We start from the raw sequence: 15,457 nt of genomic DNA, 5'->3' as shown, positions 1-15,457 counted from the left end.
ACAAGGCGTATCGATCATTCGGCGGCCTGAAGTTTGGGCCGGGCCGCCGTGCTCGACAGGCGTTCGAGCAGCCTTTTGCGTTCGCCCGCCGCCTTGTCGGCGCTGGCTTGGCGGACGTGGCCATAGCCGCGAATGAGGGCCGGCACCGAGGCAAGGGCAATTGCCGCGTCGACCCTGGCCGGCGCGAGCGATTTGGCGATGAGCTCCAGATCCGCCTCGTATTGCGCAAGAAGCTGCCGCTCCATGCGCCGCTCGGCGGTGTAGCCGAACAGGTCGAAGGCGGTGCCACGCAGGCCTTTCATCGCCGCCAGCAGCCGAAAACCCTTCATCATCCAGGGTCCGAAGCTCGATTTCCGCGGCGTGCCGTCATTGCCGCGGCGGCCCATGATCGGCGGCGCCAGGTGGAATTCGAGTTTTTCGTAGCTCTGGAACTGTTTGCCCAGTTCGGCGGCGAAGGAGCCGTCGGTATAGAGCCGCGCCACCTCATACTCGTCCTTGATCGCCATCAGCTTGAACAGGTTCTTCGCCGCGGCTTCCGACACCGCGGTGGAGCCGGGCACGGCCTTGGCCTCAGTGGCGCGCAAGACGGCCAGCCTTTCGGCGTAGCGCTTGCCATAGGCGGCATTCTGATAGGCGGTGAGGAACGCGACGCGGCGGCCAATAATGTCGTCCAGCGTCTCGGCAATCGCGGCGGTCTGCCCGGCCTTGCCCGGCTGGGCGACGAGACCGCGCACGAAATCCGGCTGGTGGGCGGCACGACGGCCCCAGCGGAAGGCGGAGAGGTTCATCGCCACGGCTTCGCCATTGAGCTCGATCGCCTTCTCGACAGCCTCGGCCGACAGTGGCAAGCCGCCATGCTGGAAGGCAAAGCCAAGCATGAACATGTTGGCGCCGAGCGAATTGCCGAACAGTGTGGTGGCAGTGTGGGTGGCGTCGAAGAAATGCGTCTTGTCGTCGCCGGCGGCGGTGCGGATCGCCTTCTTCAGGCGCTCGACCGGCAACGAGAAATCGGCAGAACGGGCAAATTCGCCGGGCATGATCTCGGCGGTGTTGGCGAGGAAGATGGTGTGGCCCTCGCGCACCGCGGTCAGCACCTTCTTGGCGCCCGAAACGACGAGATCGCAGCCAAGCACGAGGTCGGCCTTCCCTGCAGAAACGCGGATGGCATGGATATCGTCGGGGGTGCGGGCGATGCGGACATGGGTGAACACCGAGCCGCCCTTCTGGGCGAGGCCGGCCATGTCGATCATGCCGCAGCCCTTGTCCTCGAGATGGGCCGCCATGCCGAGCACCGCACCAACGGTGACGACACCGGTGCCGCCGACGCCGTCGATGATCGCCGCCCAGCCCTGCTCGCCAAGCGGAAATTCGGCGGGCGTCGGCACGCCGTCCAGCGGATCGGCCTTGCCGGCCGTGCCTTCGGCCTTGCGGATCTTGGCGCCGTGCACGGTGACGAAGGACGGACAGAAGCCGTTGACGCAGGAGAAATCCTTGTTGCAGCTCGACTGGTCGATCCTGCGCTTGCGGCCGAATTCGGTCTCGACCGGCTGGATCGAGACGCAGTTCGACTGCACGCCGCAGTCGCCGCAGCCTTCGCAGACCAGTTCGTTGATGAAGACCCGCTTGTCGGGATCGGGGAAGGTGCCACGCTTACGGCGGCGGCGCTTTTCGGCGGCGCAAGTCTGGTCGTAGAGCAGCACCGAAACGCCCTTGATGCTCCGCAGTTCGCGCTGGACGAGATCGAGATCGTCGCGATGATGGATTGTGGCGCCGGCCGGGAATTCGGCTTTTCCGGCATATTTGTCCGGCTCGTCGGTGACGATGGCGATGCGGTCGACGCCCTCGGCCCGCACCTGCCTGGCGATCATATCGACGGTCAGACCGCCTTCGTGCGGCTGGCCGCCGGTCATGGCGACGGCGTCGTTGTAGAGGATCTTGTAGGTGATGTTGGCGTCGGTCGACAGCGCGAAGCGGATCGCCAGCGTGCCGGAATGGTTGTAGGTGCCGTCGCCGAGATTCTGGAAGATGTGCTCGCGTTTCGAGAACGGCGCCTGGCCGACCCATTGCGCGCCCTCGCCGCCCATTGCCGTGAAGCCGAGGGTATTGCGGTCCATCCACAGCGCCATGAAGTGGCAACCGATGCCGGCCGCGGCTATCGAGCCGTCCGGCACCTTGGTCGAGGAATTGTGCGGGCAGCCGGAGCAGAAGAACGGCGTGCGCGAGCCGATGTCGGTGGCATCAGCCAGCATTGCCTGGAACTGGCGCAACTTTGCCACCCGCGCCGTTATCTCTTCGGACGGACCAATGGTTCTGACGATCCTCTCGCCGAGCGCGATGGCGATCTCGTTGGGGTCGAGCGCGCCCTTGGCCGGAAACAGCCAGTCGCCGCGCTCATCCTTCTTGCCGACGATGACCGGCTGCGAGGCGGTGCCGTAAAGGCTCTCGCGCAGCTGCACCTCGATCAGGGAACGCTTCTCCTCGACGACGACGATGGTGTCGAGGCCGCGGGCAAAGTCGGCGATGTGCTGCAGGTCGAGCGGCCAGGGGCAACCGACCTTGAACAGCCGCACGCCGATGCGGTTGGCGGCCGCCTCGTCGATGCCGATGTCCTCCAGCGCCTGGCGGACATCGAGATAGCTCTTGCCCAGCGTGATGATGCCGATCTTCGGATTGCGGCCGCCCGAATAGACGATGCGGTTCAGCCCGTTGGCATGGATGAAGGCGGAAGCAGCAGTGCGCTTGTATTCATGAAGCCGCTCCTCCTGGCCGAGCATGTCGATCTCGTGGCGGATGTTGAGACCGCCGGGCGGCATGTCGAACTCGGGAACGACGATGTTGAGCCGTTCGAGCGAGGCATCGACAGAGGCGGTCGATTCGATGTTGTCCTTGACGCATTTGATCGCTGCCCAGGTGCCGGCAAAGCGCGACATGGCAAAGCCGTAGAGCCCGTAGTCGATGATCTCCTGAACGCCGGCCGGGTTGAGGATCGGCACCATCGTGTCGACGAACAGGAATTCGGTGGCATGCGCATTGGTCGAGGATTCGGCCATATGGTCGTCGCCCATCAGGGCGAGCACTCCGCCATGTCTGGACGAGCCGGCGAGATTGGCATGACGGAAGACGTCTCCCGAACGGTCCACGCCCGGCCCCTTGCCGTACCAGACCGAAAAGACGCCATCATGGGTGCCCTCGCCCAGCAGTTCCGTCTGCTGCGATCCCCAGCAAGCGGTGGCGGCAAGCTCCTCGTTGAGGCCGGGTTGGAAGACGATGTCGGCCTGGGCGAGCTGCTTCTTCGCCTTCCACAGCTGCATGTCGAGGCCGCCGAGCGGCGAGCCGCGATAGCCGGAGACGAAACCGGCCGTGTTGAGGCCGGCGCGGCGGTCACGCTCGCGCTGCATCAGCAGCATGCGGACGACCGCCTGCGCGCCGGACAGGAAGATGCGCTCCTTTGCGAGGTCGAACTTGTCGTCGAGCGCGACTTCATGCAGCGTCATCAGGTATTTCCTCTGCGGAGGCCGCGCGGGGGCAGGCAGCCAACGTCGGGGTCGGATGACGCATCCTTTCTCCCCTTGCAAGGCAGGTCAAACAAAATCGAAGGGTCCAGGCAACGCGCAACGAACAGTCCGTCGCCATCTCGAATCGGATATGAAACCGATCCGCGGACATTGCCCGGCGAACGAAAATTTCCGCGCAACCGGGGCTGGCGACGACGCGTCAGATGCCCTTGGAGCAATCCGGCTTCGGTTCGCCCGGTAGCTTGCCGTCGGGATGGCCGACGAGATCGGGATTGGCGGTATAGAGCTGGTCGATGACCAGCGGCCGGTCGGGCAGCACCGACTGGTCCTCCGTCGACATCAGCGTGGTGTCGATCTTCTGCAGAACCGCGCCGTCGGCGCCCTTGATGCTGATGGCGATCGCATAGGGCTTGTCCTTGATGACGCAGGTCAGCGCCGGGCTTTCCAGCGTCACCTTGTCGAGCTTCGGCCAGACCTTCTGCTCGACCACCAGCGGCGCGCCGCCAGCCGGATTCTGGAAGCTGGCGACCGCCACCTGGCCGTCTCGCATAGGCTGCAGCGGCCGCAGCGTCACGACATAGGTCGCCCTGGCGAGACGGTAGTTGAAGACGAATATCTTGCCGGAAATCTCGAACAGCTTGCCTTCGTCGTTGCCGGTATCGCGGCAGGCGCCGAGCGCAAGCGCCGCAATCAGCGCGGCGCCGACAACCATCGAACGGGAAAGACCTCTAGGCATCCTTGACCTCATTGGCCGCCATGCGGCGGCGGCGATAGTGACGACTTGCCTTCTGACGGTTGCCGCACACCGCCATGTCGCACCAAAGGCGGCTGGAATTGCGGCTTCTGTCGACGAACAACCAGGTGCAGTTGGGACAGATCCTGAGCCGCGTGACGGTATCGTCGCGCAGCAGCGACAGCGCCGAAACCGCCAGCGCCGCCTCGAAGGGGATCGGTGTCAGCGGGTCGCCAAACGGCCTTCCCGGCGCGCCGATCTCGGTCCGGCTGCCGCCCAGACCCTCGGCGCAGGCTCTCAGGAATTCGGGAAGATCAGCGGTGGCGACCGCGCCCTTCGAGACCGCGCCGCGAAACAGCCGGTCCGTCGCCTCGCGGATCGACAGCACGACGGGTGCGATTGCCGCCGGCGACGACACCGCCAGTTGCCGGTCGCCAAGCTCGGCGGCGCGAAAGCCGCTCGCCGCATCGGCGAAGCGGGCAATCTCCACCGGATCATCGAAACGGTCGAACGTTCGCTCCGGATCGGCGCGCAGCACGACGGTGTTCGCCGTGTCGAGCGCAAGCAGACCGCCGGTGAAGCGGTGCGGGGTCCAGGATACCGTCATGCCTGGAATCTAACCGATAAATGGCATTTGACAAGTTAGATTCAGCGATGCAAACCTTCGCTGAATGCGGTCTCCGCAGCCTTTATGAGCATGTCGTCACCCAACCGCTGCTTCTGGACGGCATGACCCGAGGTTTTGCATGCTCTATTTCTTCCAGCAGGTGCTGAACGGGCTGCATTCGGGCGCGCTCTACGCGCTGCTCGCCTTCGGCTATGTGCTGACCAACGGCATCCTGCACCGCACCAATCTTGCCTATGGCGCGATGTTTGCCTTTTGCGGCCAGACGATGATCCTCACCGCGGCCTTCGGCTATCAGGTGCTGTGGCTGACGCTACTGTCGGCGGTCGTGCTCGGCATCGTTGCGGCTTTCCTCTATGCGGCGCTGATCAGCCATGTCCTGTCGCGCAGCGTCTTCGAGCCGTTGGCCGACCGCTCGCCCAATGCGATCGTGGTGACGACGCTCGGCATCCTGCTGCTGTTGTCGGAGGCAAGTCGCATCGCCGCCGACACGCATGATCTGTGGCTGCCGCCAATACTGGCGCAGCCCATCGTCTTTGCTCAAGGTGCGACCTTCAAGGCAACGCTGACGCTCATCCAGCTCATCGACTGCGCGGTGGTGCTGGCGGCAATCGTGTTGGCCACCTGGGCATTTGCCCGCTCGAGTTTCGGCCGGTGCTGGCGCGCCGTCTCCGACGATCCCAAGGCGGCGGCCATGTGCGGCGTCGACGTGCGCGGCGTGTTCCGGCGTGCGGTGCTGTTCGGCGGCTTCTGCGCTGCGCTGGCCGGCGTCATGGCCGGCCTCTATTACGGCAATGTCAGCTTCGGCTCCGGCCTCGTCTACGGGTTGAAGATCCTGTTCGTGACGGCGGTCGGCGGCTATCTCTCGCCGCCACGGGCGGCCCTGGGTGCGGCCGCCTTCGGCATGGCCGAATCGCTGTGGGCCGGCTATTTCCCGGTCGAATGGCGCGACGCCTGGATGTATCTGTTCCTGGTCGCCACGCTGGTGTTGATCGGCGCCGGCCGCGACACCGGCAAGATCGCCTGAGCCGCATCAGACTTGGGTTGCATGACGGGGGGCAGACCGCCGGTATCGCGCCCCGCTCTCCCATGCGGTCACATTTTGCTGCCTTTCCCCATGTTGACCCGTCCGGCCACGCGGGGCATACCGTTGGGCCACGCGGCGTGACGGAATAAGGGGAGCCGGCACGCCTCCGTAAAAGGGGGGACTGCATGCAAGGGCCGCTCGCTCTGTCGCGGGGCATCGACCGCCTCAATGAATTCGTCGGCAAATCGGTTTCGTGGCTGATCCTGCTGGCGATCCTGGTCAGTGCAGGCAACGCCATCATCCGCAAGGTCTTCGACATATCCTCTAACGCCTGGCTCGAGCTGCAATGGTACCTGTTCGGCGCCGCCTTCATGCTGGCTGCCGCCTATACGCTGAAGCAGAACGAGCATATCCGCATCGACATCGTCTACGGCCTGTTTTCGCGCCGCGTACAGCACTGGATCGACCTGCTCGGCCACATCCTCTTCCTAATGCCGTTCGTGACGCTGATGGTGTTCTATTTCGTCCCCTATGTGCGGTTGTCGTTCCACAGCGGCGAAATGTCGACCAACGCCGGCGGGCTGATTGTCTGGCCGGCCAAGGCCATCCTGCTCGTCGGATTTTTCCTGCTCGCGCTGCAGGGCATCTCCGAGATCATCAAGAAGATCGCCATCATGCGCGGCGACATGGACGATCCCAATCCCTTCATCTCCGCGCACGAGCAGGCCGAACTCGAAGCCAAGGCGCTCGCCGACGAGGTACGCTATTGATGGAGTTCATCGCCCAGAACATGGCGCCGATCATGTTCGCCTCGCTGATCCTGTTCATGCTGATCGGCTATCCCGTTGCCTTTTCGCTTGCCGCCAACGGGTTGCTGTTCTTCTTCATCGGCGTGCTTTTGACGCCCTATTCGGGCGGGGCGATCAATCTCGCCTGGCCGCTGCTCTACGCACTTCCGGACAATTTCTACGGCAGCCGGGTGATGTCGAACGACACGCTGCTGGCCATTCCGTTCTTCACCTTCATGGGCATCGTGCTCGAGCGATCCGGCATGGCCGAAGACCTGCTCGACACGATCGGCCAGCTGTTCGGCCCGATCCGTGGCGGCCTCGCCTATGCGGTGATCTTTGTCGGCGCGCTGCTGGCGGCGACCACCGGCGTGGTGGCGGCATCCGTCATCGCCATGGGGCTGATCTCGCTGCCGATCATGCTGCGCTACGGCTATGACCGCCGTCTGGCCTCCGGCGTCATCGCGGCGTCGGGTACGCTCGCCCAGATCATCCCGCCATCGCTGGTGCTGATCGTTCTGGCCGACCAGCTCGGCCGTTCGGTCGGCGACGTGTATGCCGGCGCGTTGATTCCCGGCCTTGTCCTGACCGGTCTCTATTCGCTTTACATCCTGATCGTTTCGATCTTCCGGCCGAATGTGATGCCGGCGCTGCCGCTCGAAGCGCGCACGCTCGGCCATGGCGTGACGTCGCTGCTGGTGGCGCTGGTGACGACGGTGGCCATCTCCTACGCGGCGTATCACTATCTGGCGCCGGCGCATGGCGACAATGCCGACATTCTTGGCGCCACAATCGGCGTGATCCTGATCTATGTCGTTGCGATTGCCGACAGGCGGCTGAACATCAACATGATGTCGCGATTGGCGCAGCAGGTTATCATAGTGCTGATCCCGCCGCTGGCGCTGATCTTCCTGGTGCTCGGCACCATCTTCCTCGGCATCGCCACCCCGACGGAGGGTGGCGCCATGGGTTCCGTCGGCGCATTGATCATGGCGGCGGCAAAAGGGCGGCTGTCGCTGGACGTGGTCAAGCAGGCGCTGACCTCGACGACGCGGCTATCGTCCTTCGTGCTGTTCATCCTGATCGGCGCGCGGGTGTTCTCGCTCACCTTCTATGGTGTCAACGGGCAGATCTGGGTCGAACACCTGCTGACCTCTCTGCCTGGCGGCGAAGTCGGCTTCCTGATCGGCGTCAACATCCTCGTCTTCTTCCTGGCCTTCTTCCTCGACTTCTTCGAACTCGCCTTCATCATCGTGCCGCTGCTGGCGCCGGCCGCCGACAAGCTCGGCATCGACCTGATCTGGTTCGGCGTGCTTCTGGGCGTCAACATGCAGACCAGCTTCATGCATCCGCCCTTCGGCTTCGCGCTGTTCTATCTGCGCTCGGTCGCCGCGCGCGTGCCCTATCTCGACCGCATCACTGGCAAACAGATCGCACCGGTGACCACCGGACAGATCTATTGGGGCGCGGTGCCGTTCGTCTGCATCCAGGTGGTCATGATCGGACTGACCATCGCCTTCCCGCAGATGGTGATGCATTACAAGGGCACGGTGGTCGATCCCGGCACGATCGACTACAAGGTGCCGGAGGTACCAGGCCTGTCGCCGCTCGGCGCGCCACCTGCAGGTGGCACGGCGCCGGCTGCTCCTGCCGCCCCCGATCTGTCGCAACCACCGAGTTTCGGCGACACGCCGCCAGCCAGACCGGCAGCACCGCAGCCGGATCTGTCGCAACCCCCGAGCTTCAACTGATGTCGATGGTGACAAGATCATGAGAGCGGTTCGACTGGAAGCGGTGGGCAGCATCGCGCTGCGCGAGGTCGGCAAGCCCGTTCCCGGCGCGGACGATCTTCTGGTGCGGATCGAGGCCTGCGGTGTCTGCGGTACGGACCGGCATCTGTTCCACGGCGAATTCCCGTGCACGCCGCCGGTGACGCCCGGCCATGAATTCTCCGGCATCGTAGAGGCGATCGGAAAATCCGTCTCCGGCTTTTCCGTTGGCGACCGTGTCACCGGCGACCCCAACATCGCCTGCGGGCGTTGCGCGCACTGTCACGCCGGGCGGGTCAATCTGTGCAGCAATCTGCGCGCCATCGGCATTCATCGCGATGGCGGCTTTGCCGAATATCTTGTCCTGCCGCAGAGGCAGGCCTTCATCCTGCCTGCCGACCTGAAGCCGACACATGGCGCCTTCTGCGAACCGCTCGGCTGCTGCCTGCATGGCGTCGACCTGGCCGAAATCAGACCAGGCAGCTCGGTTGTCGTGCTTGGCGGCGGCGTGATCGGCCTGCTCACCGTGCAGCTGGCGCGCCTGGCCGGAGCAACGACCATCATCCTGTCGACTAGGCAAGCCTCGCGACGCGCGCTCGCCGAGGATCTCGGCGCCACCGCAACGGTCGATCCGACCGCTAGCGATGTGATCGACGCCATCGCCGGGCCGGCCGGCTTGGTGCCGGGCGGTGTAGACGTGGTGTTCGAATGCGCCGGCGTGCAAGAGACCGTCGAGCAGTCGATGCGCCTTGCCCGAGCCGGCGGCACGGTCGTCATCGTCGGCGTGACGCCGCAAGGCATGAAGGCGGAGTTCGAGCCCTTCGACCTGCTGTTTAGGGAATTGAAGGTGCTCGGCTCGTTCCTCAATCCCTACACCCATCGCCGCGCCGCCGAGCTTATCGCATCGGGCGCGATCGAGATCGATCGGCTGATCTCCCGGCAAGTGACGCTCGACGACGCGGCTGCGGTGATCGCCAATCCGCCGGCGCCCGGCGAGGTCAAGGTGCTGGTGGTGCCGGGCCTGGGTTGAGTCGCTGGTTATCGGGTGTTTGCGCTGCCCATTGCCTGCCGGCCTTGGCTCCTTTCCTCTCCCTCCGGAGGGGGGAGAGGTGGCGCCGCGAAGCGGCGACGGAGTGGGGGAGGCGTTCGCCAAACGCACAGTCGCCGCAAGACAGGCACAATCTGGCGAGCAAGAAACCTCAGGCGGGCGGCGAAGGTCGACCCCCACTCCGTCGAGCTTCGCTCGACACCTCTCCCCCGATCGACGGGGGAGAGGAAGGGGGCAGGGCAATGAGGGCAGCGCAGACCTCGGTCAGCGCTACAGCTTGCCGTTGCGCTGCTGGACCATCATGAAGGTGTCGTAGTTGTACTCGGCCACCTGCGCCCAGAGATAGTGCTCCTTGCGGAAGCCCTTGATCGATTCCCAGATCTTCTTGAACGGCGCGTTGGTGGCCTCCATCTCGGCATAGACCTCGTTGGCCTTCTCGAAGCAGGCGGCCATGATGTCCTGGCTGAACGGGCGCAGCTTCGCACCACCGGCCACCAGCCGCCTCACCGCCGCCGGGTTCACGTAATCATATTTCTGCAGCATGTCGGCATCGGTGGCCTGAGCGGCGGTGCGCAGCAGCGACTTGTAAGCCGGCGAAAGTTCGTCGTATTTCGCCTTGTTGAACATCAGGTGGACGGTCGGGCCACCTTCCCACCAGCCGGGGTAGTAGTAATAGGGCGCCACCTTGTAGAAGCCGAGCTTCTCGTCGTCATAGGGGCCGACCCATTCGGCGGCGTCGATGGTGCCTTTTTCCAGCGCCGGGTAGATATCCCCGCCGGCGATCTGCTGCGGGACCACGCCGAGCTTCTGCACGACCTTGCCGGCAAAGCCGCCAATGCGCATCTTGAGGCCGGACAGGTCGGCGACGGTGTTGATCTCCTTGCGGAACCAGCCACCCATCTGCACGCCGGTGTTGCCGCCCGGCAGGCCGAAAAGGCCCTGCGTGGCGAGAAACTCGTTGAACAGGTCGATGCCGCCGCCATGGTAGTGCCAGGCATTCATGCCGCGCGCGTTGAGCGAGAAGGGAACCGCCGCGCCGAGCGCCCATGTCGGGTCCTTGCCCCAGTAATAGTATGCCACCGTGTGGCAGGCCTCGACCGTGCCGGCCGTGGTGGCGTCGGCAGCCTGCAGGCCTGGTACCAGTTCACCGGCAGCGAAGACCTGGATCTGGAAGTTGCCGTCGGTGGCTTCCGACAGCATCTTGGAGAACACTTCGGCGCCGCCATAGATGGTGTCGAGCGACTTCGGGAAGGACGAAGCCAGCCGCCATGTCACCTTGGGATTGGACTGGGCTATTGCCGGCGCTGCGAGCGTCGCGGCCGCCGCCGCGGCGCCGACGCCGGTGACACCGGCCTTGCGAATGAATGCACGACGATCCATGAAGTTCCTCCCTTTTGGACCAACAGACCGAAATTCGGAAGATCCTCGGCTCCCGTATCGGTTCGCTCGAAACAATACACGGGCAAGAAGTCTAGTCCAGCATGGCGGCCCGATTTGACAGCAAAGCCCAGATGCCCTGCAACTATAGTCTAACAGGCCGTTTCGTGGCCCATGCGACACGCTGAAACTTGTCATGGAAAAATGCCTAGGGATGGCTTATTTTGTAGGCAGGACATCCCTTGCCCAGATGGAAAACAGAGCCAAAATGCATCAGCCGCTCGTCGCCATATCGACCGACGTTCGTCAGTTCGACAACTACACCTGGCATGCCGCCCCGCAGCAATATCTGGACGCGGCGATTGTTGGCGCCGGTGTGTTTCCGGTGCTGGTGCCGTCGTTCGGCGACCGGCTCGACTTTGACGAGCTTCTGTCGTCCGTCGACGGCGTCATGGTCACCGGCTCGAAATCCAATGTGCACCCCTCGCTCTATGGCGGCGACGCCAGCGAAGCCAACGGCCCTTATGACCCGGCGCGCGACGCCACCACGCTGCCGCTGATCCGCCGGGCGGTGGAGCGCGGCGTGCCGCTGCTCGCCATCTGCCGCGGCATCCAGGAGATGAACGTGGCGCTGGGCGGCACGCTGGCCACCGAGATCCAGGACCGCGAGGGGTCACTCGATCACCGCGCGCCGGCAAGCGACAATCAGGACGAGCGCTTCGGCATCCGCCAGAAGGTGACGATCAAGCCCGGAAGCTGCCTGGCCGGCGTGTTCGGCGAGGGCGACATCATGGTCAATTCGGTGCACCGCCAGGCCGTCGACCGGCTTGGCCCGAAGCTGCAGCTCGAGGCCGTCGCCAGCGACGGCACGGTCGAAGCGGTGTCGGTCAGGGATTCCAGAGCCTTCGCCGTCGGCGTCCAGTGGCACCCTGAGTACTGGGTCAAATCGGACAGCGTCTCGGCCAGGATTTTCCGCGCCTTTGGCGACGCGGTTCGCCTGCACGCCGCGGCGAAAGCCGGCGCACGCGCCGCCGCCGAATAATCAGTCCTCAGGCTTCCCGTCACCGGTGGCCGCCAGCGACAGCAATGGCATGGCCGGGGCATAGGATTCGTAACCGTTGCCGTCCGCGACAGCGAAAGTGACGATCGGATCGATGCCATTGGCGCTGAAGGCGACCGTGCCATCCTGCTTTTCGTGCCAGAATTTCGCCCGCTCGATGCCGGGCAGGAGCCGGCGGCAGTTCGGGGCCACCGTCAACAGCGACAGGCCATCCGAAACCGAGGCACCGCGCGTGACCGCGCAATTGCCTTCGTCGCCATTGGCCACCAGCCTGTAGCTGTTGGACGGCGCGGCCTCATCGGCGGCATTTTCACCACCGCCGCCCTGAAACAACTGCACGCCGCCGAACAGCGCAACTGCGGCGATCGCCACGGAAAGCGTCTTCATCATTCTTCATCCAAGCGCCAGGGCAGGATGAAGAATGATTTCAAAGGGTTAAGCTGACGTTAATGAGTGTGGCAGCCAACCGTTCAGCGTCGAGCCTTCACATTCACCGTCTCCGGCACCGGGGTCAGCGGCCGGCGCTCGGTGAACCAGGACACCAGATTGTCGACGCACAGATCCGCCATGGCGCGGCGCGTATGATCCGAGGCCGAGCCGACATGCGGCAATAGCGAGGTGTTCGGCGCGTCGAGCAGCGCCTTGGGCACGTTCGGCTCGTCGGCGAAGACATCGAGGCCGGCGGCGGCGATGGTGCCGTTGGCAAGCGCTGCCGCGAGCGCTGACTCGTCCACCGTGCTGCCACGGCCGATGTTGACGAAGACGCCGTTGGCGCCAAGCGCCGACAGGATTTCGGCATTGACTGCCTTGTCCGTCGACGCACCGCCGGGCGCCACCGAAATCAGCGTGTCGACCGCTTCGGCGAGGCCCTTCAGCGTCGAATGGTACTGGTAGGAAAGACCTTCAACCTGGCGCCGGTTGTGATAGGCGACCGGCAGGCCAAAAGCCTCCAGCCGCCTGGCGATGGCTTGCCCGATGCGGCCCATGCCGAAGATGCCGACGCTGCGCCCGCGCAAGGTCAGCCGGCTCAGCGGATAGTTGCCCTTGCGCAGCCAGCTGCCGTCGCGCAGCCAGGTCTCGGCGCGCGGCAGGTCACGGATGGTGTTGATCAGCAGCCCGATCGCGGTGTCGGCAACCTCCTCGGTCAGCACGTCGGGCGTGTTGGTGACCATGATGTTCTTCGCCGCCGCGTGGCCGACATCGACCGAATCATAGCCGACACCGAAGGAGGCGATGAGTTCGAGATTGGGCAACGCATCCATCATCGCCGCGTTGATGCCGGCGAACGAGGCGATGCCACGCACATTGCCGCGCATTTCGTCCGTGACCAGCGCCGGATCGGCGCGCTCGATCCTGACCCGGTTGAAGGTGCTGTCGATGCGCTCGACCGCATGATCGTTGAAATGCCCCGGCACCAGGATGGCGACGGTCTGCAAATGTTGGGCCTTGGTCATGCACGCTCCACCGGCTTGCCGGTCGACTGGCGCACATGCAGTTCCGGCTTGATCAATTCCTGCGACGGCCGCACCGTCTGCCCATTCAGCTTGTCGAGCAGCGCGCTGGCGGCGCGGCGGCCAACCTCGCGCTGGCCGTTCCAGACGGTGGTCAGCGCCGGCGTCGCGATCGCCGCCTCTTCGAGATCGTCATAGCCGGTGACGGAGATGTCGACGCCCGGCACCAGGCCGGCGCGCGCAATGCCGTTCATCAGGCCGATGGCAACGAGGTCGTTCCAGCAGCAGGCAGCTGTAGGATTGTCCTTCAGTGCCAGGAACTGCCCGGCGGCCTCGAAGCCGGCCTGCTTGGTGCGCGGGCCGGCAATGCGCCAGGACGGCCTGACCTCAAGCCCGGCCGCCTCCATGGCGTTGACGTAACCCTGATAGCGGTCGCGGCCGGTCGAGGTCTGGTCGGTGCCGCCAATCATGGCGATGCGCTTGTGGCCGAGCGAGATCAGATGGTTGGTGGCGAGCCCGGTGCCATAGGAATCGTCGCCGCGAAACACCGGAACGTCGGCGCCCTCGACGGTGCGCGCGATCAGCACCGCCGGCAGGCCGTTCTCCTCGGCCATCAGGATGTCGGAGGCCGGTGTGCCGATGGCCGGCGACATGATGACGCCGTCGGCGCCGAGCTGCAAAAGCGTGTCGATGAAGGTGCGCTGCTTCTCGAGCTGGTCGTAGTGGTTGGACAGGATGAAGGTCTGCCGGCTGCGGTCGAGCTCGCTTTCGATCGAGCGCAGGATCTCGGCGAAGAACGGGTTCATGATGTCGTGGACGACGACGCCGACAATGCCCGAACGCGAGGTGCGCAAGCTGGCGGCGCGGCGGTTGTAGATATAGCCGATGGCGCGCGCGTGTTCCTTGATGCGGTCGCGCGTGGCGCCGGCAACCAGCGGGCTGTCGCGCAGCGCCAGTGACACCGTGGCCGTGGACACGCCGAGCGCATCCGCGATCGTCGAAAGCTTGATTTTCTGTGCCAGCGACCTGTGCTCCCCGACCGGCTTCAGTCCTTATGCATGCCGTTGTCCCGAAACCGGTTCCCAGTTTTGGCGACATGCATTAAACAGTTTAAAGGCGGCGTTATGCCATCGATCGAAGCCAAATCAAAGTTTTTTTGCCAGCGCTTCCGCCTCGACATCCGAGGCCGCGCGGCTGCGCAACCGAAGCCGGTGCTCGCGATGGACGATGTAGAGGCCGCTGGCAACGATGATGGCAGCGCCAACCAGTGTCCAGCGGTCGGGAAACTGCTTGAAGACGATCCAGCCGGAAATGATCATCCACACCATCTGCGAATAGGGATAGGGCGCCAAGGCCGTGGTCGTCGCCAGCCGGTAGGCCTGGACCAGCAGCCAGTGACCGACGCCGCCGAACACGCCAAGCATGAGCAGCACGAACCAATGCCAGCCATCATGCGGCAGCGAAAACGAAAACGGCAGCAAGGGCAAAAGCACCACCGCCGGCGCCAGCGCCGAAAACAGGATGAGGCTTTCCGACGTCTCGGTCGCCGACATGCGGCGCGTCATGATGACGTAGAAACAGTTCGACAGCATCGAGCCGAGCGCGAAGAGATGGCCGATGCCGAAGACGCCGACGCCCGGCCGGGTGATGATCAGAACACCGGCGAAAGCAGCCAGAATCGCCAGCCAGCGCCGCCAGCCGGCCCATTCGCCAAGCAGCGGGCCGGCAAGTGCCGTGATCACCATCGGCCCGAAGAAATAGATCGAGGTGGTTTCGGCCAGTTGCAGGGAGCGCAGCGCCAGGATGTTGAACATGGTCGACCCGAACAGGAACAGACCGCGCAGGATATGCGCCGGCAGGTTGACCGGGCGAAACCGCACCGGCTTGCGCCAGCCGCGCAGCAGCGTGCCGACCAGCACGACATGCACGGTAAAGCGCACCCAGGCGACGATCAGCGCGGAAACGCCGGCCAGGACGAGATATTTGCTGCTGGTGTCGAGGAAGGTGAAGCAAACATAGGTGGAAAGCATGCACAGGATCGCCACCGGGGGCGTCGCGCTTTCT

13 protein-coding genes are annotated in these 15,457 nt (G+C 64.6%); 5 read left to right on the top strand and 8 right to left on the bottom strand.

What is annotated here, in order from left to right; translation table 11 throughout:
* Positions 1-14 precede the first annotated feature (14 nt).
* The 3 genes from BPNPMPFG_RS25210 to BPNPMPFG_RS25200 all read right to left on the bottom strand — a co-directional run bounded on the left by BPNPMPFG_RS25210 (position 15) and on the right by BPNPMPFG_RS25200 (position 4,855).
* A complete protein-coding gene (locus BPNPMPFG_RS25210; RefSeq protein WP_258591328.1) occupies positions 15-3,494 on the bottom strand; it encodes an indolepyruvate ferredoxin oxidoreductase family protein in 3,480 nt (1,159 codons plus the stop codon).
* A gap of 220 nt (positions 3,495-3,714) precedes the next feature.
* Positions 3,715-4,251: a hypothetical protein gene (locus BPNPMPFG_RS25205; RefSeq protein ID WP_258591327.1), complete on the bottom strand. Its 537-nt coding sequence runs from the start codon at positions 4,249-4,251 to the stop codon at positions 3,715-3,717.
* The gene (locus BPNPMPFG_RS25200; RefSeq protein WP_258591326.1) at positions 4,244-4,855 is read right to left on the bottom strand and encodes a CGNR zinc finger domain-containing protein; all 612 of its coding nucleotides are present in this window, start codon (positions 4,853-4,855) and stop codon (positions 4,244-4,246) included. The genes BPNPMPFG_RS25205 and BPNPMPFG_RS25200 overlap by 8 nt, the downstream gene beginning before the upstream one ends.
* A gap of 139 nt (positions 4,856-4,994) precedes the next feature.
* Between BPNPMPFG_RS25200 and BPNPMPFG_RS25195 the strand changes: the two genes are divergently transcribed.
* From BPNPMPFG_RS25195 to BPNPMPFG_RS25180, 4 genes are all read left to right on the top strand, one after another.
* Positions 4,995-5,900, top strand: coding sequence for a branched-chain amino acid ABC transporter permease (locus BPNPMPFG_RS25195; protein ID WP_258591325.1), 906 nt, complete (start codon positions 4,995-4,997; stop codon positions 5,898-5,900).
* 185 nt (positions 5,901-6,085) lie between these two features.
* Complete coding sequence (locus BPNPMPFG_RS25190; protein ID WP_258591324.1) at positions 6,086-6,670, top strand: TRAP transporter small permease subunit; 585 nt, start codon at positions 6,086-6,088, stop codon at positions 6,668-6,670.
* Positions 6,667-8,439 carry a TRAP transporter large permease gene (locus BPNPMPFG_RS25185; protein WP_258591323.1) on the top strand — a complete coding sequence of 591 codons (1,773 nt, stop codon included), beginning with the start codon at positions 6,667-6,669 and terminating at the stop codon, positions 8,437-8,439. Before BPNPMPFG_RS25190 ends, BPNPMPFG_RS25185 begins: the two co-directional genes overlap by 4 nt.
* Positions 8,440-8,458: 19 nt before the next feature.
* Positions 8,459-9,487, top strand: a complete 1,029-nt coding sequence (locus BPNPMPFG_RS25180; protein ID WP_258591322.1) for a zinc-dependent alcohol dehydrogenase family protein — start codon at positions 8,459-8,461, stop codon at positions 9,485-9,487.
* A 288-nt stretch (positions 9,488-9,775) separates the two neighbouring features.
* Here BPNPMPFG_RS25180 and BPNPMPFG_RS25175 read toward each other — a convergent pair whose 3' ends face one another.
* Positions 9,776-10,885: a TRAP transporter substrate-binding protein gene (locus BPNPMPFG_RS25175; protein WP_258591321.1), complete on the bottom strand. Its 1,110-nt coding sequence runs from the start codon at positions 10,883-10,885 to the stop codon at positions 9,776-9,778.
* Between the two features lie 265 nt (positions 10,886-11,150).
* Between BPNPMPFG_RS25175 and BPNPMPFG_RS25170 the strand changes: the two genes are divergently transcribed.
* On the top strand, positions 11,151-11,924 hold the full coding sequence (locus tag BPNPMPFG_RS25170; RefSeq protein WP_258591320.1) for a gamma-glutamyl-gamma-aminobutyrate hydrolase family protein: 774 nt from the start codon (positions 11,151-11,153) through the stop codon (positions 11,922-11,924).
* On the opposite strand, the gene BPNPMPFG_RS25165 is transcribed toward BPNPMPFG_RS25170, so the two are convergent.
* The 4 genes from BPNPMPFG_RS25165 to BPNPMPFG_RS25150 all read right to left on the bottom strand — a co-directional run bounded on the left by BPNPMPFG_RS25165 (position 11,925) and on the right by BPNPMPFG_RS25150 (position 15,423).
* Entirely contained in the window at positions 11,925-12,329 is a 405-nt protein-coding gene (locus BPNPMPFG_RS25165; RefSeq protein WP_258596912.1) for a hypothetical protein, read from the bottom strand.
* A gap of 83 nt (positions 12,330-12,412) precedes the next feature.
* Complete coding sequence (locus BPNPMPFG_RS25160) at positions 12,413-13,396, bottom strand: 2-hydroxyacid dehydrogenase (RefSeq protein ID WP_258591319.1); 984 nt, start codon at positions 13,394-13,396, stop codon at positions 12,413-12,415.
* Entirely contained in the window at positions 13,393-14,415 is a 1,023-nt protein-coding gene (locus tag BPNPMPFG_RS25155; RefSeq protein ID WP_258596911.1) for a LacI family DNA-binding transcriptional regulator, read from the bottom strand. Before BPNPMPFG_RS25155 ends, BPNPMPFG_RS25160 begins: the two co-directional genes overlap by 4 nt.
* Positions 14,416-14,538: 123 nt before the next feature.
* On the bottom strand, positions 14,539-15,423 hold the full coding sequence (locus BPNPMPFG_RS25150; RefSeq protein ID WP_258591318.1) for a DMT family transporter: 885 nt from the start codon (positions 15,421-15,423) through the stop codon (positions 14,539-14,541).
* Positions 15,424-15,457 lie beyond the last annotated feature (34 nt).

The organism is Mesorhizobium sp. AR07, from assembly GCF_024746815.1.
GTDB lineage: Bacteria > Pseudomonadota > Alphaproteobacteria > Rhizobiales > Rhizobiaceae > Mesorhizobium.
The sequence above is the reverse complement of the archived record's forward strand: the minus strand, read 5'-3'. Positions and strand labels throughout refer to the sequence as shown.

What these genes read in the sequence shown, in the direction of transcription:
- BPNPMPFG_RS25195 (WP_258591325.1), top strand. Translation starts at nt 4,995, where the DNA reads ATGCTCTATTTCTTCCAGCAGGTGCTGAACGGGCTGCATTCGGGCGCG.
- BPNPMPFG_RS25205 (WP_258591327.1), bottom strand. Translation starts at nt 4,251, where the DNA reads ATGCCTAGAGGTCTTTCCCGTTCGATGGTTGTCGGCGCCGCGCTGATT.
- BPNPMPFG_RS25150 (WP_258591318.1), bottom strand. Translation starts at nt 15,423, where the DNA reads ATGCTTTCCACCTATGTTTGCTTCACCTTCCTCGACACCAGCAGCAAA.
- BPNPMPFG_RS25210 (WP_258591328.1), bottom strand. Translation starts at nt 3,494, where the DNA reads ATGACGCTGCATGAAGTCGCGCTCGACGACAAGTTCGACCTCGCAAAG.
- BPNPMPFG_RS25200 (WP_258591326.1), bottom strand. Translation starts at nt 4,855, where the DNA reads ATGACGGTATCCTGGACCCCGCACCGCTTCACCGGCGGTCTGCTTGCG.
- BPNPMPFG_RS25180 (WP_258591322.1), top strand. Translation starts at nt 8,459, where the DNA reads ATGAGAGCGGTTCGACTGGAAGCGGTGGGCAGCATCGCGCTGCGCGAG.
- BPNPMPFG_RS25165 (WP_258596912.1), bottom strand. Translation starts at nt 12,329, where the DNA reads ATGAAGACGCTTTCCGTGGCGATCGCCGCAGTTGCGCTGTTCGGCGGC.
- BPNPMPFG_RS25170 (WP_258591320.1), top strand. Translation starts at nt 11,151, where the DNA reads ATGCATCAGCCGCTCGTCGCCATATCGACCGACGTTCGTCAGTTCGAC.
- BPNPMPFG_RS25175 (WP_258591321.1), bottom strand. Translation starts at nt 10,885, where the DNA reads ATGGATCGTCGTGCATTCATTCGCAAGGCCGGTGTCACCGGCGTCGGC.
- BPNPMPFG_RS25160 (WP_258591319.1), bottom strand. Translation starts at nt 13,396, where the DNA reads ATGACCAAGGCCCAACATTTGCAGACCGTCGCCATCCTGGTGCCGGGG.
- BPNPMPFG_RS25190 (WP_258591324.1), top strand. Translation starts at nt 6,086, where the DNA reads ATGCAAGGGCCGCTCGCTCTGTCGCGGGGCATCGACCGCCTCAATGAA.